The sequence below is a fragment of the Neobacillus sp. PS2-9 genome, from assembly GCF_030915525.1.
In the GTDB taxonomy this organism is placed as follows: Bacteria; Bacillota; Bacilli; order Bacillales; family Cytobacillaceae; genus Neobacillus.
In genome coordinates this window covers 1,205,792-1,230,031 of record NZ_CP133269.1, presented here as the reverse complement: position 1 = coordinate 1,230,031, position 24,240 = coordinate 1,205,792, and the positions used below count along the sequence as shown (strand labels likewise).

Sequence of the window (24,240 nt, the reverse complement as noted above, 5' to 3'; positions counted from 1 at the left end):
ATTGGCCATTTTACCATTTAAAAGTAAATCTCTCTTCCAAAAATTACTTTTTCTTAAAAAAAGAACAGCCCTATATATTAAGGCTGCTCAATTGGATTGATGATGCTTTGTGATTCAATAATCATTTCGTACATATGCTTCGTCGGTTCTAATGGAGACACACCGAGCTCTTCCTCCAGTACTTCTGTGCATTTTTGAAACCACTTCATCGCTTGTGGACGATTGTTTTTTCGATAATAACAATACATCAGTAAACGATAAGCTTCTTCCCAGGTCCGGTCACGCTCTAAAATTTTTTCACACCAGTAAATGGCCGTATCATAGCTTTCTCTTCGGACCATTAACTGGGCCATTTTTTCAGCACCTCGTAAAAAATATACGAGCATACTTTCTCTTTTACTAATACACCAATCTTCATAGCGTCGGTCAGGTAAATATTCTCCTTGATAATGGGTTAAGCCCTTATCTAAAAAATAAACAACCTTATCAAAGTTAGTCTCATTTAATCCATCCTGAATACAGGACTGAAATTCAGTCGTATCCAATTCGATGACCGCCTGCGGGTTTAACCCATAAAACATTCCTTCTCTTATGATAAAAAAAGGAGCAGCCCTTGCTTTTCTTGTTGGTTCTAATACATGATGAAGACTGTTTAATGCCACTTTAAAATCACGGTCCGCACTTTTTTTATCATGGTTAGGCCAGAGAACCTGGATTATTTCATCCTTCGCCATCGGCTCACTAACTGTAATAAGTAACTGAAACAATTCTTTCGCTTTTTCTCTGGGCCAATCCTTGTCAACTACCTCCTTCTCACCAAGCCAAACCTTAAATTGACCAAGTGTCTGAACTCTTAGTGAATACCCAGGATGTGAGTCGATTATGGCTACACCCATATTCTGAAGAATTTTCGTCACATATGGTTGATGAATTTCTTCTTTTATCGCCTCCAATAATAAGGGGACAAATACTTGTAGATCCCTCGGACTAAAGACCGATCTTTTATGTAAGAAAAATTCATACTCGTTACTCTGCACGACATTTAGAAAATCAGTTATACTCTTCCTAAAATCTTCCGTTCTTTTCTGTACATAATAAACATGAGACATCCAGAAATGACTTAACATCAGTCCAAAATAATCCTCACATAGTAAAAATAATGACTGGGTTTTTTCAAGATAGTGATGTGCCTTCGGCAAACGATCATTATAAATACAGGTAATCCCCATACACAAAGTAATAAGTGCTGACAGCCATACATCATGAACCTTTTCTGTTTCCTGAAGGGCTATTCCCCCTGCCTCCAAAGCCCGTTCCAGCTCACCTCTTGTTCCATATAAAATACAGAGCCCCATAAGCGGCTCCGCTTTACCGCGATCCACATTAAGCTGCGCCATAATATCTAATGCGGTTTGGTAACAGGTTTCTGCTAGATTTAAATCATATTTATTTAACACTTGTACGGCATGCCCCATACGAATCCAGCCACAGGCTTCAACAAATGGCGCATTTAAGTTTATACCTTGCTGAATTCCGGCTTGGGCTAGCTCCTTCGCCTTTATCCCTTCTCCTGTAAAGGCTTCGATGAGGGAAAGTAATAAATCGGTTTCACGGTGCGCTTGCGGCAAGGAGGCAACATTTGTCCCATTCAGCTCTCCTTTTTTTGAATAAAGCGCTTTCTTCGCTTGTTCAAAACGACCGGTTCGTAGATATAATCTAGCTTCTAAATTTCCATCCAAGCTGTCCAGCATCGATTCCTTCGTCTTTTTTATCCACTTTTCTGCTTCAGACGATTTACCTGAGTTTAATAGATTCTCAGAAAGTAAGTGATAGAGTTTCCCCTTTTCCTCCGCTGAACTCATAGTTTTCTCTCGAAAAGTAATTGCTTCATATAAAAATTTTTCTGCGAGCTGCGGTTGTATCGTATCTAAATAGATTTTGGCTTTTCCTTCTAACGCCCTGCTCATGCCCAAATAGTCCTGCTTTTTCTCAGCACCGGCGAAGGTTTTGCTGTAACACTCCTCGGCCTCTTGGTACTGAGATCGGTAACGATACACCTCTGCTTTTAGAAACCAAAGGAGATAATAGGCTTGCATTTCCACTTCTGGAACCATTCTTAGCTGATCAAATAAGCTATCTAATTTGCCACTTTCAAGCATTCTTAATCCATTCTCCTGAAGAATAGAAGCAATCGCTTTATAGTGGTTAATTTTTTTATAGTGGTGAAGGGCTTCCTCCCATAATTCTCGTTTTTCATAAAAACGAGCTGCTCTTTCGTGAAGCATAGCATAATTAGATGGATTGTTTTTTTGGAGGGACTCTTCTAAGAATTCTTTAAAAAGTGCATGATACCGGTAATGGCTCAACCCTACCTTTTGTATAAATAAATTTCTTTCTTTTAATTGCTCTAGCATTCCAGAGGCGCCTTGAAGCCCAATCACCTCATCACAAATTTCTTCTTCTATTTCATCAAAGATCGAGGTCTGCTCTAAAAACTGTTGGATGATTGGAGGCTGTTTTGAGAAGACTTCCATCACTAAGTATTGGAATAAATCTTGAAGTGAATGTGAGGAGTGGTCAAAAAGATCCGAAATGCCTTGTGAAAGAGGAATTTGCTGTGCAATCATGCATAAAGCAATCACCCATCCCTCTGTCATTTGATAAATCGTTTGTAAATGGCTTGCCTCAATATCTAATCCATAAAGGTCGGTTAATAGCATTTCCATTTCATCGAGGGTTAGGACCAAGTCTTCCTTCGTGATTTCTAGTAATTGCCCACATACCTTCATTTTTGTCAAATGCTTCCATCCTGGTCTACTTCGGCTGGAAATAACAATATGTAAATTGGAAGGGATGTGTTCAAGCAGTTTCTCTATCCAGCTATTAATCGTATAGGAATGTTCTATTTGATGGAAGTCATCTAAGATCAATGTTAATTCAGTTGAGATGGAAAGGACTTCATTTATAAAAAGTGAACATAATATACTGAGTTCCTCTGCACGAATATAACGGTCCATTGTATCAATATAATTCGATAGTTCCATTCCGAATTCAGGGACAGCTCGGCGAATGGAATGGATGACATAGGAAAGGAATGGCAGGATGTCGTCATCCATTGGCGAGATGGAGTACCAACATCCTTGTACGGCTTCGTCTCTCATAAATAAAGCAAGCGCCGTACTTTTTCCAAAACCTGCACCCGAATGAATGATGGTCAAAGGGTAGTCAGGAATCTTCTTCATTTTCTGTGTTAGTTTTGCTCTTCTAATAAATTCATCCTTCACTGCAGGGATTCGTAGTTTTGTTTCAATAATTGGTAGCTTCAATTTATGAGACCCCCTCTCTTTTTCGCAATATTTACACTATTTTACCATATAGTGAGTCATAAGTGTACGAGTAAGGAGAAACAAATAAGGAGCATATTTATTCAGTGTAAATCATTTTCCGAGTCATTCCGCCATCTATGACTAAATTAATACCAGTAACAAAATCATTTTCATATTCTGCTAAATAGAGACAGGCACGTGCGATATCGCTAGGTTTGCCTACACGTTTAGATAGATGCTGTTCATGATCGAGTTCCGATAGTTCTGACTCGTCTCCGGTATGAATCCAGCCTGGAGAAATGGCATTAACTGTAATTCTATCGTTACTAAATGAAGCAGCCATTGCATGGGTTATTGCGGTAATTCCACCTTTCGTTGCGGCGTATGCTTCTGAATTTGGCTCTGACATAATGGCTCTAGTGGATGCGATGTTTACAATGGATCCCCCTCCTTCGTTCTCTCTCATATACTTAGCCGCCTCCCTCGAGCAAAGGAAAACACTTCGCAAATTGGTATCGATGATATCGTCCCACTCTTCTATAGATAACTCATAGGGGGATTTAAACACACTCTTCCCGGCATTATTAATTAATATATCGATGGTTCCATATGTATTCTTGGTCGTTTCAAATAGGTGAATAATGTCCTTTTCCGATTTTACATCTGTTTTCACAAATTTTACTTCTGCTCCATTGTTTCTTAATTCGTGAGCGGTCATGTTCCCTGACTCAGAGTCTACATCCGCTATAACTACCTTTGCACCTTTTTCAGCAAAGGCGGATGCCACACCACGTCCAATTCCATTTGCCGCACCTGTGATCACAACTACCTTATTTATAAAATCCATTTGTCAACCATCCCTTCTTTTTTATAACTAAGCTTATTCCCATATGATATACGGAAATTTCAAGTAATAAAATAGGGCCTGCTTGAAAAAACTAAACAGATAATAGAGGGTTATCTCCTCAGTTAATTGGAGTGTTTAATATTGTCCATTAAGAAAAAGATTCCGCTACTTTTTTGCCTATTAGTTTTCTTGATTCTACTATGCAATAATACCTTTCATTATGTTCGTTCGAAAAGTCAGTTACTCAATTATAACGAGAAAGAAATCGAAATGATTATTAAAGAGGTCTCCTTCCAAGTAGAGAAAACAAAGGAAGGTTCGCTTTATGTGGAGGATATTCTAGGTAGAGACCTTAGAATAGCTTCACTAGCAATCAAACAAAAGCTCCCCCCAAACTACCAAGACATAAGCAATGAACAGTTAACATCATTAGCTAAAGAGGTAGGAGTATCCCATATTACATTATTAGCCAAAACGCCAGATGACATTATCGGCGTAAAATCCTCCGACCCTGAAGAAATTAACATGTCTACTAAGGACTGGGGCTATTGGTATGATGCCTATCAACAATTGTTCGCTATAACTCCTGTTTCCGTTGGTAAAGGGTTAACCTTACAGGATTATTGGTCTGGTCCAATAGAAATTGCGTCCTCCGACCCCGAACATATCGATAAATGGGGCTACTATTTTGATGGGTCTACCAATTACATCATTAACCCTTATTTTAGAGACAATGAAGTGTTAGAATACGAGGAAAGATTCGGACCTGGGAAGGTAATCGAAGGTTTCATTAAAGAACGGGGAGTTTTGGAACTATCCGTCATCAATCCTAAAAACTTTGGTAAAAAAAGTGAAGTGGTTCATCTAAACGGAAATAGTTATATACGAATTTCCGCTAGACCCATTTGGTATGGATCCTACAAATACCGCAATGTGATAGATGATACAAAATTTGTAAAAAAGGCGATAAAAACGAAAGGATTACAATCATATAAGGTTTGTTTGAATGGAAAAAGTATCATGAAAACCTTTGTGCCTGTTTTTCCTAAAAATGACCAAGCCTATGTGATTGGTCTTGTTTATAATTATGGCTTGATTGAGCAGGAACTTCGTCATGAGTTAATGGTCCATGTCCTTCTGTCTATTGCCATTATGATTATTGTATTAATAATCAGCTTTATCTTTTCTCGGTCCATTACACAGCCAATTGGATATATCGTTGACCAAGTCAATGAAATCGCCCAAGGAAATTACGAAAAAAACATCCACTTAAATCGAAAAGATGAGTTAGGATTACTTACTGAAAATGTGAATTCTCTTTCTAAACATTTACAGAGCTATGTTAAAGACTTACATCAAAGTAAAGAACTCATTGAATACCAGGCCTACCATGATCCTTTAACAGGCTTATTAAACAGAAGATATGTCCTTGAAAAATTAACCCCTTTTATTAACCGTGCTAATAAAACGGGTGAAAAAATATCTGTTTTATTCATCGACTTGGATCGGTTTAAACAAGTCAATGACTCCTTTGGACATAGCAAAGGGGATGAAATATTGAAAACCGTTGCTATGCGTATTAGAAGTTCTCTCCCGGAAGATGACACCATTATCATTACAAGACAAGGCGGAGATGAATTTATTATTTTTCTAGTGGACTTTGATCTCTCCGAAACAAAAAAGGTTGCTGAAAAAATTGTCAGCAAACTTAAAAAATCATATTCTCTTGATGGCAGTGAAATTTACCTTGGTGCCAGTTGTGGAGTTAGCTTGTATCCTGACCAATCAAAAGAAATAGACACACTTGTTATTTATGCGGATTTGGCTATGTATGCAGCTAAAAAGATGGGTGGCAATAAGGTAGTGGTTTACTCGGAAAAAATAAATAAATCCAATGTAAAAAGGCCGCGGTTAGAAGCCCGTTTACGTAAAGCTATTGAGAATGAAGAAATTGAAGTGTATTACCAACCCAAAATCAATGCTGACTCTGGTACAATCTTTGGTGCTGAGGCATTGGTCAGATGGAATGATGAAGAATTTGGATTCGTAGCACCAGATTTATTTATCCCGATTGCTGAAGATACGGGACTCATTCAACCTTTATGGGAAATCGTCATGAAGACAGCTTGTCAACAGGTTAGCAGCTGGAACATGAAGCGTTCCCAATCGCTAACAGTTTCAGTGAATTTCTCTGCACGTCAATTTCAAGAGCCGGATAGTATGGTCAAACGTGTGAAAGAAATTCTATCCGAAAGTCGTTTAAACCCACATAACTTTGAAATTGAAATTACCGAAAGTATACTTCTTAACAATTCGACTGAAATTGTTCATTCACTACAAACTCTACAAAATATGGGAATTGCTATTTCAATTGATGATTTTGGTACTGGTTACTCTTCCTTAAGTTATTTGAAAGATTTACCAATCGATTCCTTGAAGATTGATAAATCGTTTATTCAGAATATCGATGAAGACTATAGAAATACGGAGATTCCTGAGGCCATCATTAATTTTGCTCGAGCCCTTCATCTAAGTGTCATCGCTGAAGGGGTAGAAAAAGACTTCCAAAAGGATTTTTTACTTTCGAAAAACTGCGTGCAAATGCAAGGATATTTATTTAGTAAGCCATTGAGTAAAGAGGATTTTGAGAAATACATGAATGATTAAGAAAAGCGCAAGCGCCTTGTTCAGCCCCGACAGGCAAATGTTCTTCGGCAAGAAAAGTCCGCCTTTTGACTTTTATTGCCGAAGGTTATTTGACCCGAGGGGCTAGGCGCTGGAGCTGGACAATTCTCGAAGTCGAATTTTATACATTCTAATTATGTAAAAAATGAGGCAGCCATGGCTGCCTCATTTATTTCTACTGAACAAATTCTTCTGCGGTACATATATTACTTCCTGTATCACTGATAGACAACAGCATTGCGTGCATTTCAGGAAATCCAGCTTGCATTGTATGCATAAGCTGCTTCCCTTTTCCTTTCTCGATAAAACAAATAACCGTTGGTCCAGCACCGCTTAATGCTACTCCGAATGCGCCACTAGATTTGGCCAGTTGTTCCATTTCATGATAGGCGTGAATAAGCGGTTTACGGTAAGGCTGATGAAACAAGTCCTTCTCCATCATTTTTCCCGCTAATGACCAATTTTGGCTTAATAAAGCTGCGATTAATAGATTGGCTGTAGAAGAGGCTTGGATTGCCTCTCCTTGAGAATAGGTTGTCGGCAGAACTTCTCGAGATTCTTTAGTCAGTAATATGTCTTGTGGAACCAGGGCTACCATTTCAAAAGGAAGGTCCGTAAAGGAGAGCATATCTACTTCATCTTGGCCATAACAACCAATGACAAGTCCTCCAAAGAGAGATGCGCCCACATTATCAGGATGCCCTTCCCATTTAGTAGCAAGGAGAAGCTTCTCTTGCTTAGTCAAGCCCAGATCTCCTACTGAATCAGCCAGCTCAATACCGGCCACAATGGCTGCGGCACTAGACCCAAGTCCCCGTGCTAATGGTATCTCACTATCCACACTAATTTTACATGGGGATAGTTTTGTGCCATAGTGAGCAGCTGTCTGAATCGCAACTTGGCAAATGAAATGACTCTCATCAGTTGGTAAATCCTTTAATTCTTCACATTGAGATCGGCATTCCCATTTGTCATGTTTCTCAACTTCTAAGGTCAAATACAAATTTAATGCTAGACCGATTGAATCAAATCCTGGTCCGAGATTAGCTGAACTTGCTGGTACTTTAATGATTAGCCGGTCATTTAGAGTCACGTTGGACCACACCTTTGATATGATCTTTTACCGCCTCTTCATCATTCGGCAATTGAACTGGTTTAACCAGACTGCTGCCAATAGCTGTATCCGGATCTTTTAGCCCATTCCCAGTGAGGACAGCCACAATCTTAGCCCCTTTTTTTACTTTTCCCTGTTGGATACTTTTGTAAATACCAGCAATAGATGCACAGGATGCAGGTTCAGCAAAGACCCCTTCCGACGAGGCTAGTTTTTTATAGGCAGCAATAATCTCTTCGTCTGTTACTTCATCGAACTGACCATCTGACTCCTGAACAGCAGAAACAGCTAGATTCCAGCTGGCCGGATTCCCAATTCGAATGGCCGTTGCAATCGTTTCCGGGTTTTCAAATACTCGGTTATGCACAAGAGCAGCCGCTCCTGCTGCTTCATAGCCAAACATTCTTGGCAACCCGGTTCTCTTCTTATCAGCAAATTCTTTAAATCCTTTCCAATAGGCACTAATGTTTCCTGCGTTACCAACTGGGATGGCTAAAATGTCTGGAGCTTCTCCTAACTGCTCACAAACCTCAAATGCAGCTGTCTTTTGCCCTTCTAGTCTGAATGGATTAACGGAATTCACTAGTGTGATTGGCTCTTCTTCGCTAATATTTCGAACCATTTGCAATGCCTGATCAAAATTCCCCTCAATGGAGATGATTTCTGCTCCATACATCATCGCCTGAGCAAGCTTGCCTAAGGCGATTTTCCCTTCTGGAATAACGATAATACACTTTAATCCTGCTCGTGCTGCGTATGCTGCTGCAGCCGCAGATGTGTTACCCGTAGAGGCGCAGATAACCGTCTTACTACCTTCCTCTACGGCTTTGGCCACAGCCATCACCATTCCTCTGTCTTTAAATGAACCAGTTGGGTTTGCACCTTCCATCTTTACATAGAGGTCTACATCCCATTCCTTTGAAAGTCGTTCAAGCTTAATTAAAGGCGTATTTCCTTCATTTAATGTTAGATTAGGTGTGTTGTTGTTTATTGGTAAAAATTCTTTATATGCTTCTAATAGTCCTGGCCATCTCATAATGATTTCCTCACAACCCTATATGCACTTTTTATTTCTTTGACTGCTGTTAAATCATATAGTTCTAGTAAAATTTTATCGTAATTTGTGACTGAAGCTCGATGTGTCACTAAAACAATTTCTGATGTTTCATTCTTCTTAATTGGCAATTGAAGGATTTTTTCAAAGCTAACTCCGTATTTTGCAAAAATGGAGGTAATATCAGCAAACACGCCTACCTCATCCTGGACATGAATTCGGAGGAAATACTTGGAGAATTTCTCTTCATCCTCTTTTAATCGCTTAGGGTATTGCGGTGTAACCGCACTTCGTCCATTTACACCCAGTCTTAAATTTTTTATCACACCTACCAGATCAGAAACAACGGCAGTTGCGGTTGGTAAACTTCCTGCCCCTGGCCCATAAAACATCGTTTCCCCTACTGCTTCACCATAAACATAAACTGCATTATATTCATTTTGAACGGAAGCAAGTGGATGATTATCTGATAAGAACGTCGGTGCCACACTTACTTCTACCTTTTCTCCTTCACGGTGAGCGAAGCCAATTAGTTTCATTGTATAGCCTAATTGTTTACCGTATCTTAAGTCCTCTTCCGTTACATTAGATATACCACTTACTTTTACATCATCCAAATCGATATGCATAGAGAATCCTAGTGTCGCTAAGATAGTCATTTTCCTCGCGGCATCTAATCCCTCCACATCTGAGGTTGGATCGGTCTCTGCAAATCCCAGTTCCTGAGCTTCTTTCAAAACTTCGTCATAGGAGCGGCCTTCGTTGCTCATTTTTGTTAAAATATAGTTAGTGGTACCATTCACGATACCCATCATTTGCGTAATCCGGTCAGAAGCCAAGCCATCGACCAAGCCTCTTAAAATGGGAATTCCTCCCGCCACACTTGCTTCATAAAACAAGTCACAGCCATGTTCTGATGCAACGGTTAACAACTCTGAACCATGCAAGGCCATTAAATCTTTATTTGCAGTGACCACATGTTTTCCTTGGCGAAGTGCAGTAATCAAATAATCCTTTGTCTCTTGTACTCCGCCCATAACTTCAATGACAACATCAATGTCATTGTCGAAAAGTATATCATCGGCGCTTGACGTTAACATTTGAGCTTCTACCTCAACAGGTCTACTTTTATGTAGGTCTTGTACAAGAATTTTTTTGATGACTACCGGACACCCCACTTGGTGAATTAATTTATCCTGATGATTTTTAATGATTTTGACTACACCTGAACCAACTGTTCCTAAGCCTAATAGTCCAATAGAAATTGCTTTCATGTGTTCGCCTCCCATATTCGTGTCCGCATATCACGCACAAATGTTTTTCTGTTGTAGACATTATATGACTGTCTGAATTTTTTTACAATATATTTATTTAGGCGAAACTATATGTAATCGCTTACTACCGCGCCGTTACTGAATAACTTTTTTATGGTGAATTTCCTCATCTAAAAAGTTAAATTTTTTTCCGCTTTATCCCTTTACAATCCTGAAGGTATGGTTGTAGAATAATCCCTATATTCAATTGAATTTTGAAATTTCGAGCAAATTAGTTTTTTATATAGTAAAAAAGTATTGATGAAGACGGCAATAAGAAAAAGCTTCAGAGAGCCGGTGGCTGCTGTGAACCGGTGCTGTTTCTTAATATGCCTAGCCCTTCTGAACTGGCTGCTGAAAGCTTTTAGTAGGCTCGCCCGGTAGAAACCGTTAATTTCTTGAGGCTGCACTTCTTTTGTGCAGCAAAAGAGGGTGGCACCACGTGACCTTACGTCCCTCATAACAAGACAAATCTGTCTGTTATGAGGGACGTTTTTTATTAGAAACCTATGTTAAAGAACATTGTTGATTTTTATCCCCCGTTGATTGGAGCGGAAGACGCGAAGACTCCTGTGGGAGTACGGGTCAGGGGAGACCCCGCAGGCGCTAGCGCCGAGGAGGCTCGCCGAAACGCCCACGGAAAGCGAAGCGACTGGAGCGGAAATCAACAGGCCGTTTAACAAAGACTATTAGAAAGCAAAAATTGAGGAGGCTTGGAGGAAAATGTACAAAGTACTTGTAACCGATGGAATTAGCAATACAGGATTAAAAAGCTTATTGGAGCACCCTAATTTCGTTGTCGACCGGCAACCCACTCTTCCTGTCGAAGAGTTGAAAACCATTATTGGGAATTACGACGCTCTAATTGTGAGAAGCCAAACAAAAGTAACCGGGGAGCTGCTAGAAGTGGCTGGCCGATTACGAGTCATCGCAAGAGCAGGTGTTGGCGTTGATAATATTGATGTGAATGCAGCTACTCGTAAAGGAATTATTGTCATTAATGCTCCTGGGGCTAATACAATTGCAGCAACTGAACATACTTTAGCGATGATGCTATCCTTAGCTAGAAAAATTCCCCAAGCCCACAAAAAAACTTCTAACGGCGAATGGGACCGTAACTCCTTTAAAGGGGTGGAGCTTTATAAGAAAACACTCGGTGTTATTGGAATGGGTAAGATTGGGACCGAGGTAGCAAAACGGGCCAAAAGCTTTGGAATGAACATTTTAGGGTTTGACCCTTATTTGACAGAAGAACGGGCCCAAAAACTGGGGATGACAAAGGCAAGTCTTGATTTAATTGCACAGGAATCAGATTTTATTACCATCCATACTCCTCTAACTAACGATACAAGAGGACTAATAAACGATGAGTACTTAAGCAAAACAAAAAAAGGTGTCCGCTTTGTCAACTGTGCTCGTGGAGGCATAATTGATGAAAAAGCACTGGTAAGGGCCGTACAATCTGGCCATGTTGCAGGAGCAGCCCTTGATGTGTTTGAAAAAGAGCCAGTTGCAGACCCGGAATTACTAGAAAATCCAAACATTATTGTGACGCCGCATCTCGGTGCCTCAACTGTTGAGGCACAGGAGAAAGTTGCCCAAGAGGTAAGCGCGGAAATTATCGATATTTTTGAGACACAGTCGATTCAACATGCCGTAAATATGCCGCAAATGTCTGGGGAAACTCAGGCAAAACTGCAGCCCTATTTACTTCTTGGCGATCAAATGGGGCAGCTTGTCATTCAATTATTAAACAAGCAAGCTCCTACCAAAATAGAAATCAATTATTATGGTGATTTAGTAAATGAAGATACAGAGTTATTAACTCGTACTTTATTAAAAGGTGTTTTATCTTATCATTTAAGTGATTCCGTCAATTTGATTAATGCACTTCATCTTTTGAAGGAGCAAGGTGTTTCTCATAACGTGGTAAAGAACGCGACGAATAAGGGCTTTGCAAATTATATGGAGCTTAGCGTATCACAGGGGAATCAGACAGCGAAGATTGGAGCAACGGTCTTAAATGGCTATGGCGCGAGGATTTTGAAAATTAACCAATATCGGATCGATGTGAAACCAGAGAAATACCTACTTTATATTAAGCATCGCGACGTTCCTGGTATGATTGGAAAAGTGGGTTCATTATTAGGCGATCACAATATCAATATTGGAACGATGCAAGTAGGACGGACGGAAGTTGGCGGCGAGGCAATTATGGTATTAACTCTCGATAAAACATTAAGTCCAAATGTAATCCGCGTACTAAAGATGATTGATGGATTAAATGAAGCACAAGTCCTGGAGTTGAGTACGGTCGATTCGTTTGAGCCTGGGCGGCTGGAACCTGAAAAAGTAGAAAGTATCTAGGGTTATTTTGCATAGAAAGAGGGATAGCACTAGCTGCAATCCCTCTTTTTTTATCTTTCAGGATTCTTTCTCAATAATAAAAGTCAATGCGGTACCCGCCGTTTCAAAAGGAAAGCTGAACGGATGATGAATTCCAACTGCAAAAAGGGCAATCGCCAACACAATCATGTATGGAATACTTCTTTCTATTGTCCGATTACAATTCCATCCTCCTCTTTCCATGTGACCCTTACACAATCACCTGGTTGACAGATCTGATCCCCTTTACTTTGCATCATTGCTACAATTCTCTGTCCTTGAGGCAGCTGTATTACCGCGCGAATAAAAGAACCTACATAAATGAGTTCCTCTACCGTTCCTGAAAGGAAGTATGGTGCCTCTTCGCCATGGGCCAGAAGCTTTACCCGTTCTGGTCGAACCGACAAGAAATTCCGATTGGATAGACCTTTAGGATCACGTATCTTTCCACCTACCTTTGTTCCTAACAGATTGAGAACATTATTCTCTTTTGTTGGCGAAATTTGAATTTCAAACAGGTTGGTATCACCAATGAAGTCAGCGACGAATTTGGTGGAAGGATTTTCGTAGATTTCTTTAGGTGAAGCAACCTGTTCAATCACTCCTTTATTCATGACGGCAATGCGGTCTGAAATGGTCAATGCTTCTTCTTGGTCATGGGTTACATAAATAAATGTAATTTCCAATTTTTGCTGGAGATGTTTTAATTCAATCTGCATTTGTTTTCTTAACTTCAAATCAAGCGCGCCCAAGGGCTCATCAAGAAGTAATACCTTTGGATTATTCACTAAGGCTCGTGCCACTGCTACACGTTGCTGCTGACCTCCACTGAGCTGACGCGGTTTTCTATCTCCGAAATTCTCAAGTTGAACGAGGCGTAAGGCTTCTGTCACCCGTGCCAATCGCTCTGACTTTGGAACCATTTTCATTTTTAATCCATAAGCAATATTCTCATTAATTGTCATATGTGGGAACAAAGCATAGTTTTGAAAGACCGTATTTACATCCCTTTTATAAGGAGGGATACCAGAGACAGGTTTCCCATCAATCCAGATTTCTCCTGCATCCGGTTCCTCAAATCCTGCAATCATTCGTAGAGTCGTTGTTTTCCCGCATCCGCTTGGACCAAGCAAGGTCAGAAATTCCCCAGGCCTGACGTCTAAATTAATGCCTTTGACAATGAGCTCATTTCCGAATCCCTTTTCCACTTGCTGAATTTTTACAATATTATCCACTCTCGTCTCTCCTTCCTACTAATCTACTTCTCTATTCAATCTTGTAACAATGACAATCATAACCATAGAAAAAAGGAAGATGAGAGTCGAAATTGCATTAACCTCGGGTGTAATTCCTCTACGAAGCATGGCCCAGATCTGAACGGGCAGCGTCAATTCCCTTCCTGTCAAGAAATAACTAACAGCGATTTCATCGATCGATAGGGTAAAGGATAATAAGGTTGCCCCTATCACAGCTGTTTTGATATTAGGCAGTGTGACATAAAAGAACGTCTTTAAACGTGTAGCTCCTAAATCCAAGGATGCTTCCTCAATGGCCCGGTCCAATCTTTTAAGCCTAGCATAGACCTGTGTCATCACCACAGCGATAAGGAATGTACCATGACCGATAAGTATCGTGATTAAGGACAGCTCGACTCGCATCATAACAAAGACACTCATCATCGCTACACCTGTGATAATCCCTGGCAAAATCATGGGAAGGAGGACAATTCGCTCAAACACGATTTTACCGGGAAAACGGAAACGGTCCACCACAAAGGCTGCAGGAATACCAAGGATCAAACCGATGCCCGTTCCTGCGAGAGCCACTAGAACACTGTTCTTTAGCGATACCAATAGAGCGCTATCTTCAAGCATGACACTATACCATTTTGTAGACCAGGTTTGTATGGGAAAGCTATTGACAGCGTTGCCATTGAAGGAATATACAACAACTACAATCATCGGCAAATAAATAAAAAGAAAGATAAGCCCAGAGGAAACTCTAAGGCTCGCCGAAATCCAATCAAAGCGTGATGCCTTCCCCATGATTACACCCCCTTATTTTCTTTGACGTTTTCAAAGCTGGATGTCCTTTTTTCCAATCGATGCGTTACCTCTAGGATCACTAGAACTAAACCGAGAGTCACGATTCCAATGGTTGAACCCAATGGCCAGTTGTTGGCAACCCCAAACAAACTGTATACGACATTCGAGATCATCATACTGCTAGTTCCTCCTAATAATTGAGGTGCCAGAAAATCCCCCATGGTCAACACGAAGGCAAAGGTCGCTCCGGCAATCACTCCTGGCAAACTAAGCGGCAAAATAACCTTGAAAAAAGTTCGAAACCTTCCTGCCCCTAAGTCTTTTGATGCTTCTTGCAGATTACGAGGGATATGCTCTAACGAAGTGTAAATCGACATTAGCACCCAAGGAGTATAAATATGCGTTAAAGCAAGTACAACAGCATAAGGGCTATATAGAAAGACCTCTAATGGTTTGTGAATAATACCTATACTGATCAATACACTGTTTAAAATCCCATCCTGCCCAAGAACAATCTTCCATGCGTACGCTCGAACCAAATAACTGACCCAAAGTGGGATAATGACCAGTGTATACATGAGCTGTTTATTTTTCTTCACCTTAAAGTTAATAAAGTAGGCCAGAGGATAACTGAGCATCACACTAAAGATGGTTACTAGGGACGCAATTTTTAAGGTTTTCAAGAGTGTCCCATAGTACAAATCATTAGTAAAAAATTTCGTATAATTATCCCATGTAAAAGTATGAACAATGGTTCCAAAGTCCACCTTCCAAAAGCTGTTCAAGAAAAGGGCGACATAGGGAGTGAATAGAAATACAGACAACCAAATGAGAGGTGGAATGAGCAATACCAATAATCTAGGGTTAAATCGTTGGTGCTTCTTTTTTTCCCGACTGGTTGTCTGTCGTACCTGTGTAGAAATGTTAACGGACATATACGCTTCCTCCCTTAAATAAAGCCATAACTAGCAGTCTGCCCGCCATATATAGCTGTTAAAACCTTTTACTGTGCTTTTACCTCATTCCAAACCTCGTTGTATTGATTTCGGTCTTTTACAATCTGCCAAAAATTAATGCGCTTCATATAATTTTCCATATCATCGATATGAATGGATTTTGCTTGCTCCGGTGACATGTGTTTCGCCGCATCCTTATTCGCTACCCCATACCCAGTGGCATCACTGACCAACTTTTGCGTCTTTGCATCCGTCACATAATTGATGTACTTTTCAGCCAGCTCCTTATTGGGAGAAGATTTAACAATCATTAGTCTATCGATCCAACCGGTAATTCCCTCTTTTGGGATCACTTCCTTTAAGTTTCTTCCAGTAGCATTAAGTGTTGTTGGAGTAAGCGGCCAACCTACGGCTAAGACAACCTCTTTATTGGAAAATAAATCATTAAGCTCTCCTGCACTCGTCCAATATTTACGAATTTGAGGCTTTAAATCTAGTAATTTTTTCTTAGCATCCTGCAGTTGTTTATTCGTCATGTTGTATAACGCAGAAGGATCATTTTTATCTAATCCATCCATTTGTCCAGCTAGGTAAATATTTGAAATATCATCCCACAAGGACACTTTGCCTTTATATTTTGGATCCCAAAAAATATTCCAGCTATCCGGCTCGTTCTTGATGACATCAGCATCATAAATCAAAGAATCCGGTCCCCAAGTAAACGGAATTCCATATACTTTTCCATCTTTTTTGACATCATCCATCTCGACGAGCTTAGAAGCTAGTCTTTTATAATTTGGCACATTGTCTAAATCAATAGGTGAGACTAGATTCTCCTTTACTAAATAACCAGCTACATCAGAGGAAGGGGATATGACATCATACACGTTCCCTCCGCCGCCTTTCAGTTTAGAGACAAGCTCATCACTGGATCCAAAATAGGTGGCGGTAACTTTTACCCCGTATTTTTCTTCAAATCCCTTTACAAATTTAGGATCCGCATATCCTTCCCAAGTGAGAAGGTTGAGTGTTTTCCCATCACTCTTTGTTGTCTTTGGCTGACTGCTGCTTTGCTTATCTCCACCGCATGCAGTTAACGCAAGCGAGCAGCTCAATGCGAGTAAGACTTTGGACCATCGTTTTTTATTCATATAACATTCCTCCTATATACAATCTACCTATAGTAAATGCAATAATTGTGCCAATATTAAAAAAACATTAAAAAACGCAGAATCATACCGATTCTGCGTTTTTGAGAACTTAAATTCTATTGGCTGTAATGCTCCACTGCATCATAAAAGCATGAATTGGACTTAGAAAGCATTACATTATATCCATCTTGTTTAATTTTCGAACAACAGTTGATTGATTGATTTTTAATAGGTCTGCGATTTTGTACGTACTAGATACCATCGTTCTCGCCTTCTTGATTAATTCTTTTTCAACCAAATCAATCGCTTCCTTTAAAGGAATAACCTTATTGATTATAATCGGTACCTCTCCATGTATACCTAAGAGTGACTCTTTGAATTTAGGCGGCAGTGCGTCCACTTCTATTGTCTCGCCATCAGAAGCAACACACAACCACTCGACAGTATTTTCTAGTTCTCGTACATTCCCTGGCCATTGATATCTGCTCAATAAGGACATTACTTCGGTTGAAAATTGTTTTTCAATCCCATCTCTAGCAATTATCTTCTCTAACGATGTTAGGAGTAATGGGATAATATCCTCTGGACGTTCTCTTAAAGGCGGAATAGCTAATGGAATGACATGAAGGCGATAATAAAGGTCTTTTCTAAATTTTCCGTTCTCCACTAATTCTTCTAAATTCTGGTTCGTAGCTGCGAGCACTCTAACATTGACGTGAATCACCTCAGAACCCCCGACCCGATAAAAAGACTTATTCTGTAGGACATGTAAAAACTTAGCTTGCATGGACAAGGGAAGTTCTGCAACTTCATCTAGAAAAATCGTCCCTCCATTTGCAAGCTCAAAAAGTCCCTTCTTTCCTTGGCGCTTCGTACCTGTAAAAGCCCCATCCTCGTATCCAAACATCTCACTTTCCATAAGCGTTTCAGGTACTGCAGCACAGTTTATGGACACAAACGGTTGGTGCTGTCTTTTGCTCATCTTGTGAATAAGTCTTGCCAACTCCGACTTTCCATTCCCTGATTCCCCCAGAAGCAGAATAGTAGAATCACTCTTTGCTACCTTAGAAGCGAACCTGAAAAATTCTTTCATTCTACCACTTTTGATGACGAAATTTTCCTGTCTTAGAATGTCAATAAAATCATTTTGGCTATGCAAAGTAGGTAAGAGGAAGCGGGGCTCTATAGTTGAAATATCCTTTGAAGTACAGATCACCCGATAGATCTCAGCATTTTTTTCCCAAAGGATATTCGCCTGAACAAGTAGCCGCTTTTTATTTACCGTTTCCTGAAGAATGGATATATTCTCTTTTTTGTCGATTGCTAAAGCAATGGCAGAAGGGAAAAAAACACCTTCTTGTTCTAAATCCCTTACATTTCTACCAATCAACTGTTCTTTCGAGCAATTATAAATCTGTTCACACTTATCATTAACTTTGAGTATTTTTCCTTGCCTATCCGCAATGATGATGTCATCAATGGATAAATCGATGAGAACCTGGGCTTCATCTCGATATGCAGCTTGCTCCAGTGATTCAGCTTGTTTTGGATTTCTCATGATCAGTGCCATTCCGTCTCCAAAACCAGGAATTATTTCAACACCCATTTCAGGAGCTTGCAAATTAGTGAACCTCTGATAACGATTTTCCCACATATTTTGTATTTCCCTGGGCAGGTCCTTTATGGTATTGACAGCCTGAGTAGTTTTCAGTATTTTCCTTGCAGATGTATTAAAAATTAGAACTACTCCCTCAGGATCAATAATAATTACCCCTTCCTCGAAATGTTGAAAAATTCTCGTCATAAATTTCCAAGTTAATGCAGATGGACCACGTTCTAGCATATATCCTCCTAATAAACTAGCAATTTTTGAAATTCATTAAATTACAATTAACATTCGATAGCTACCTCTTCAAACGGCCAAGCTGGGAGCATCTTTCTGAGTGTTTTGTCCTCTCTATACCCAAGAGCATACTCAGCCTGCATAATTGTATGAATTTCTCTTGTTCCCTCATAAATAACCGGTGCCTTTGCATTTCGTAAATAACGCTCAACAGGAAATTCATTTGAGAATCCATATGCACCGTGAATTTGCACGGCATCATTTGCTGCCTCAAATGCAGCATCGCATGAGATCCATTTTGCCAATGAGGTTTCCTGCGTGTTTCGTTTGCCATTATTTTTTAACCAGCCTGCTTTAAAGACTAGTAAACGTGAGATCTCAAGATTTGCTGACATTTTCGCAATCATCTGTTGGACGAGCTGATGTTTACCGATTTCTTTGCCAAACGTTTTTCGTTCTTCGCAATATTTTACACTTGCCTCAAGGGATGCCATAATGGTTCCGCAAGCACCAGCTGCTACAGTAAATCGGCCGTTGTCCAATGCAGACATGGCAATTTTAAATCCCTCTCCTTCCAGCCCGAGCATATTTTTGGCAGGAACTCTAACATTATCTAAAAACACTTCACCAGTATTTCCGGCTCGGATTCCAAGCTTCCCTTTAATAGCTTTCGTTGAAACCCCTGCAAATGTTCTCTCAACGATGAAACAGGAAATGCCATGATGCTTCAATCCCGGACTCGTTTTAGCAAAAATTAAAAAGTGATCTGCTACGTCACATAATGAAATCCAGGTTTTTGACCCATTTAATAGAAAGTAGTCTCCTTCCTTTACAGCTGTCGTTTCCATCGCCGCCACATCCGAGCCGGCATTCGGTTCGGTCAAACAAAAGGCTCCAATTTTTTCTCCGGCCGCTTGTGGAACAAGATATTTCTGTTTCTGTTCTTCCGTCCCCCATTGTAATAGAGTCATACTGTTTAATCCCGTATGAACAGAAACTGCTGTACGGAAGGCGGTGTCCCCTCGTTCTAACTCCTCGCAAACGATAGCGAGTGTATTATAGTCCATTCCCACCCCGCCATATTCTTCTGGGATACATACCCCCATCAACTGTAATTCTGCTAAACGTTTTAAAATATTTGTTTCAAAATGACCTTTCTCATCCCATTCTTTAATGAAAGGGATGATTTCTCGATCTACAAAGGATCTAACTACCTTTCTCACGCTATTTTGTTCATCTGTTAATGAAAAATTCATTTTGCTTCCTCCTTATATAATTTGGTCTTGTTTCATCTTCTTTATTTCTAATAGTGAATAGCCGAGCTTTAACAGAACTGCTTCCGTATGCTCACTATGCAATGGAGGATGACAATCCATTTTCACCGGTGTTTTTGAAAATTTTAATGGCGAACCAACTAGCTTCAGGTCTGGAATGGTTGGATGTTTTACTTTCACGACCATGTTCCTTGAATTTGCCTGGTCTGATTCTAACGCTTCTTTTACATTGTAAATAGGCCCATTCGGGATGCCTGCTTCATCTAGAAGCTGTTTCCATTCAGCTCTTGATTTCGTTCTAATCCTTGCTGCGATGATTTCTATCAGCTCACTCTTATTTTGTAGTCTGCTAGAATTTGTTTTATATTTTTCGGTAAGCAGTTTTTCATCTTCCAGCAGGATGGTTAGCTTTCGATATTGCTGGTCATTTCCAACAGCAATAATAAAATCACCATCACTCGCCGTAAACACTTGATATGGAACAATATTCGGATGAGCATTACCGAGTCGTTCAGGTATTTGTCCGGAACATAGATAGTTGCTTGCGACATTTACTAAAGAAGCCAGTTGGGAATCAAACAATGAAATATCTACTTCCTGCCCCTCTCCCGTCCGGCTCCGGTGATGAATAGCTCCTAATATCCCGATACAAGTAAAGAGGCCGGTAAGGACATCGGCAATTGCTACTCCCACTTTTGCTGGCTGTGCCTCTATTTCACCAGTAATGCTCATTAATCCCGACATTGCTTGGACAATATAATCGTAGCCTGGAAGATGGGAATAAGATCCGGTGCTGCCGAAACCACTTATTGATGCCAAGATAATTTCTTCATTTATCTTCTTCATTTCCTTATAACCAAACCCAAGTCTTTCGAGCGTTCCTAGCTTAAAATTTTGGACTACTACATCTGCATCTGAAACTAGCTTTCTTAATATATCAATGCCTTTTTTTGATTTTAGGTTTAATGTGATTCCCTGCTTATTTCGGTTGGCACAAAGATAATAGGCACTTTCTCCCTCCACAAAAGGCGGCCCCCACCCCCTTGTTTCATCCCCGTAATCCACACTTTCAATTTTGATTACTTCCGCTCCCATATCACCAAGGAGCATCGTGCAATAGGGACCTGCGAGAACCCGCGACAAATCTATTACTTTGACTCCTTGAAGTGGCCCTGTCATAGAATGCCTCCCTTACTATAAGGTTTGTTAATAGAGTGGTCCGCTAAAAACTTATAAATCTACTGCTTAAAAAGCCAGCTAAAACATTCCATGACCAATTAAGTCACTGAAGGTTTCACTGGCTTTTATCAAGGTTTCTCCTTAGGAAGGAGGAGAAACCAAATGGGACAGTTATTATTAATATTTAAAAAATAATTTTTCAGAAATCCAATCCAATCGATATATATTTCACTTCTAAAAACTCTTCTATCCCGAAATGACCGCCTTCACGACCAAGACCGCTTTCTTTGTAGCCTCCAAATGGGACTTGGACAGCGGACGGCAATGCATCATTAAGCCCTACGATTCCATACTCAAGCTGCTCCGTGATTCTGAAAGAACGGCTTAAATTTTCAGTGTAGACATAGGCGGCCAGCCCATAAAAAGAATTGTTCGCCCGTTCAATGACTTCCTCTTCCGTCTTAAAGGTCGAGATTGGCGCCAGCGGACCAAAAATCTCATCCTTCATACATTCCATCTCGTCATTAATATCGGTTAAGATCGTTGGAACAAAGAAATAGCCTGTGTCATTGGCAGGTTTTAGCCCGCTATAAGTGACTTTTCCACCCTTTTTAAGTGCATCGTTGACCAATCCTTCAACCTTCTTATAGGCAGCTTTATCAATTAATGGGCCAATATCGGTTCCTGCTTCAAGCCCATTCCCAACCTTAAGCTTTTCCAATTCTGCCTGAAAAAGCTTAATAAATTCGTCGGCCACCTTCTCTTGAACATAAACCCGGTTCGTGCAAATACAGGTTTGACCAGCATTGCGGAATTTCGATTGAACAAGTCCAACAGCTGCTTTTTCCAGATTTGCATCGTCCATGACAATAAACGGAGCATTCCCGCCCAGCTCGAGCGACACTTTTTTTACATTTTCAGCCGCGCCGCGCATTAACGTTTTTCCGACCTCAGTTTAACCCGTAAACGTTATCTTAGTCACACGTGGGTCCTTTAACCACACATCACCGATTTCCGCGGACCTCCCGGTAATGACATTGATTACCCCATTAGGAATGCCTGCTTCATGAGCAAGCTCAGCCATTTTTAGGGCGGTAAGCGGTGTTTGGGTAGCAGGTTTAACTACAACCGTACATCCCGCTGCCAGTGCCGGTCCTACTTTTCTCGTAATCATCGCGGCTGGGAAATTCCAAGGTGTAATTGCAGCCACGACCCCCACTGGCTCTTTTCTGACAAGGATCCGCTTATTGGGATGGGATGCGGGAATGGTTTCCCCATATATCCGTTTTCCTTCTTCTGCATACCAGGAGATAAATCCGTTTGCGTACTGAACCTCTCCCAATGCTTCTTTTAACGGTTTTCCTTGCTCAATCGTCATAATTCTAGCAATCTCTTCCTTGTTTTCCTCAATCAAATAAAACCATTTCATCAATAGCTGATAGCGCTCTTCAGCCGTTTTTTTCGACCAGAGCTTGAAAGCCTTATGGGCCGCATCAACAGCCAGCTGGGCTTCAAATGCACCACCAGTTGGAACAGCACCTACAACTTCCTTTGTTGCCGGATTAATAACTTCAGTAAAAACATCATAGTCACTGCCAACCCAATCACCATTTAGATACATTGGGTAGATTTGATATTTTTGCTCTACGGTATCCATTTTATTTCCCTCCAACTGATAAGGCAGGATCATTCAGATAAACTGCTTCAATCGCTTCCTCAAGAATTTGTAATCCTTCTTCAAGCTGGTCGTCCGTAATCGTTAACGGCATAAGTATGCGAATGACATTACTAAAGAGGCCAGCACTTAGCAACATTAAGCCCCGCTCTCCTGCTGCTTTGACAATTTTACCGACCGCTTCTTTATCAGGGGTTTTGGACTGTCTATCCTTGACGATTTCCATCGCGCACATCGCCCCGAGACCTCTAACATCTCCAATACACTCAAATCGGTCCGCAAGTAGCTCCATTTTTTCAATGACCCGAGCACCAAGCTTGTCGGCGCGCTCATTAAGGTTTTCACTTTCGATAATATCCAAAACAGTCAGTGCGGCACGGCAGCCAAGAGGACTTCCTGAATAAGTACCGCCGATTTCTCCCACTTCAGTAGCATCCATAATCTCAGTCCGGCCAATCACACCGCTGATGGGAACACCTGCCCCCATTGATTTTGAAATTGTGATTAAATCAGGAACTACATCAAAATGATCAATCGCAAAATATTTTCCCGTTCGGGCGAATCCCGTCTGAATTTCATCGGCAATAAACAAAATGCCATACTGGGTACATAGCTCTCTAACCCTTTTTACAAAGGCAGTGTCAGGTACGATAAATCCTCCTTCCCCTTGAACCGGTTCCATTACAACTGCAGCAATCGTTTCCGGTGCAACTTCAGCCAGGAGGAATTGTTCAAATTGTTCAATAATCATCGCACTGTATTTTTGTTCGCTCATTCCATCTGGTCGTCTGTAAACATATGGATATGGCGCTTTATAAACCTCTGGAGCAAATGGCCCAAACCCGAACTTGTATGGCTTCACCTTGCTGGTCATCGTCATCGTCATTAATGTTCTGCCATGGAAGCCTCTTGTAAAAGATACAATCCCTTGACGCTTTGTATATTTCCTCGCAATCTTTACCGCATTTTCAACCGCTTCCGCACCGCTATTAAAGAAAGCGACCTGTTTGTCGAAATCCCCTGGTGCAAGCACGCAAAGTCTTTCGGCAAGATCGATGTACGATTCATACATCATGACATTAAAGCCTGTATGCACAAATTGGCTTGCTTGTTCCTGCAAAGCCCTCACCACTCTTGGATGAGAATGGCCAACGTTTAGCGTTCCAATTGCACCAGCAAAATCAATATAGTGATTACCGTCTACATCTTCGACAATGGCTCCTTGTGCTTTTTTGACAAAGGAATGGCAGTTATTGCTGATTCCTTTTGAGACAAATTTATTTCTTCGCTCCAAGATTGCCCTTGATTTCGGACCTGGTATCTCTGTTTGGAGCTTGACGTATTTCTTTTCCACTTTCGTGATCCCCCTTTTTACTACACATACCTAATAAAT

15 protein-coding genes, 1 pseudogene and 1 other annotated feature are annotated in these 24,240 nt (G+C 40.6%); of the genes and pseudogenes, 2 read left to right on the top strand and 14 right to left on the bottom strand.

Going from position 1 to position 24,240, the window contains the following annotated elements; translation table 11 throughout:
- Positions 1 to 77 precede the first annotated feature (77 nt).
- Positions 78 to 3,326, bottom strand: a complete 3,249-nt coding sequence (locus RCG25_RS05965; protein WP_308082773.1) for a winged helix-turn-helix domain-containing protein — start codon at positions 3,324 to 3,326, stop codon at positions 78 to 80.
- 97 nt (positions 3,327 to 3,423) lie between these two features.
- Positions 3,424 to 4,173, bottom strand: coding sequence for a glucose 1-dehydrogenase (locus RCG25_RS05960; RefSeq protein WP_308082772.1), 750 nt, complete (start codon positions 4,171 to 4,173; stop codon positions 3,424 to 3,426).
- Positions 4,174 to 4,314: 141 nt separating this feature from the next.
- Between RCG25_RS05960 and RCG25_RS05955 the strand changes: the two genes are divergently transcribed.
- A complete protein-coding gene (locus RCG25_RS05955; RefSeq protein ID WP_308082771.1) occupies positions 4,315 to 6,840 on the top strand; it encodes a bifunctional diguanylate cyclase/phosphodiesterase in 2,526 nt (841 codons plus the stop codon).
- 193 nt (positions 6,841 to 7,033) lie between these two features.
- Here the strand turns inward: RCG25_RS05955 and thrB are convergent, their stop codons facing one another.
- From thrB to RCG25_RS05940, 3 genes are read right to left on the bottom strand one after another with little or no spacing between them, the layout of a single operon-like run.
- Complete coding sequence (gene thrB, locus RCG25_RS05950) at positions 7,034 to 7,951, bottom strand: homoserine kinase (protein ID WP_308082770.1); 918 nt, start codon at positions 7,949 to 7,951, stop codon at positions 7,034 to 7,036.
- On the bottom strand, positions 7,938 to 9,008 hold the full coding sequence (gene thrC / locus RCG25_RS05945; RefSeq protein ID WP_308082769.1) for a threonine synthase: 1,071 nt from the start codon (positions 9,006 to 9,008) through the stop codon (positions 7,938 to 7,940). Before thrC ends, thrB begins: the two co-directional genes overlap by 14 nt.
- Positions 9,005 to 10,300, bottom strand: coding sequence for a homoserine dehydrogenase (locus RCG25_RS05940; RefSeq protein WP_308082768.1), 1,296 nt, complete (start codon positions 10,298 to 10,300; stop codon positions 9,005 to 9,007). Before RCG25_RS05940 ends, thrC begins: the two co-directional genes overlap by 4 nt.
- A 288-nt stretch (positions 10,301 to 10,588) precedes the next feature.
- Positions 10,589 to 10,800, top strand: a binding site (T-box leader).
- Between the two features lie 262 nt (positions 10,801 to 11,062).
- Here RCG25_RS05940 and serA point away from each other — a divergent pair.
- Complete coding sequence (gene serA, locus RCG25_RS05935; RefSeq protein WP_308082767.1) at positions 11,063 to 12,706, top strand: phosphoglycerate dehydrogenase; 1,644 nt, start codon at positions 11,063 to 11,065, stop codon at positions 12,704 to 12,706.
- A gap of 185 nt (positions 12,707 to 12,891) precedes the next feature.
- On the opposite strand, the gene RCG25_RS05930 is transcribed toward serA, so the two are convergent.
- From RCG25_RS05930 to gabT, 9 genes and pseudogenes are all read right to left on the bottom strand, one after another.
- Positions 12,892 to 13,959 (bottom strand): ABC transporter ATP-binding protein, encoded by a 1,068-nt coding sequence (locus tag RCG25_RS05930; protein ID WP_308082766.1) that lies wholly within the window; start codon positions 13,957 to 13,959, stop codon positions 12,892 to 12,894.
- An 18-nt stretch (positions 13,960 to 13,977) separates the two neighbouring features.
- Positions 13,978 to 14,769, bottom strand: coding sequence for an ABC transporter permease (locus tag RCG25_RS05925; RefSeq protein WP_308082765.1), 792 nt, complete (start codon positions 14,767 to 14,769; stop codon positions 13,978 to 13,980).
- Between the two features lie 2 nt (positions 14,770 to 14,771).
- The gene (locus RCG25_RS05920; RefSeq protein WP_308082764.1) at positions 14,772 to 15,704 is read right to left on the bottom strand and encodes an ABC transporter permease; all 933 of its coding nucleotides are present in this window, start codon (positions 15,702 to 15,704) and stop codon (positions 14,772 to 14,774) included.
- A 68-nt stretch (positions 15,705 to 15,772) separates the two neighbouring features.
- A complete protein-coding gene (locus RCG25_RS05915; protein WP_308082763.1) occupies positions 15,773 to 16,876 on the bottom strand; it encodes an ABC transporter substrate-binding protein in 1,104 nt (367 codons plus the stop codon).
- A gap of 172 nt (positions 16,877 to 17,048) precedes the next feature.
- Positions 17,049 to 18,719 carry a sigma-54 interaction domain-containing protein gene (locus RCG25_RS05910; RefSeq protein WP_308082762.1) on the bottom strand — a complete coding sequence of 557 codons (1,671 nt, stop codon included), beginning with the start codon at positions 18,717 to 18,719 and terminating at the stop codon, positions 17,049 to 17,051.
- A gap of 47 nt (positions 18,720 to 18,766) precedes the next feature.
- The gene (locus tag RCG25_RS05905) at positions 18,767 to 19,975 is read right to left on the bottom strand and encodes an acyl-CoA dehydrogenase family protein (protein WP_308082761.1); all 1,209 of its coding nucleotides are present in this window, start codon (positions 19,973 to 19,975) and stop codon (positions 18,767 to 18,769) included.
- 12 nt (positions 19,976 to 19,987) lie between these two features.
- On the bottom strand, positions 19,988 to 21,172 hold the full coding sequence (locus tag RCG25_RS05900; RefSeq protein WP_308082760.1) for a CaiB/BaiF CoA transferase family protein: 1,185 nt from the start codon (positions 21,170 to 21,172) through the stop codon (positions 19,988 to 19,990).
- 199 nt (positions 21,173 to 21,371) lie between these two features.
- Positions 21,372 to 22,793, bottom strand: a pseudogene (locus RCG25_RS05895) (NAD-dependent succinate-semialdehyde dehydrogenase).
- 37 nt (positions 22,794 to 22,830) lie between these two features.
- Entirely contained in the window at positions 22,831 to 24,201 is a 1,371-nt protein-coding gene (gabT, locus tag RCG25_RS05890; protein ID WP_308082759.1) for a 4-aminobutyrate--2-oxoglutarate transaminase, read from the bottom strand.
- Positions 24,202 to 24,240: the final 39 nt, after the last annotated feature.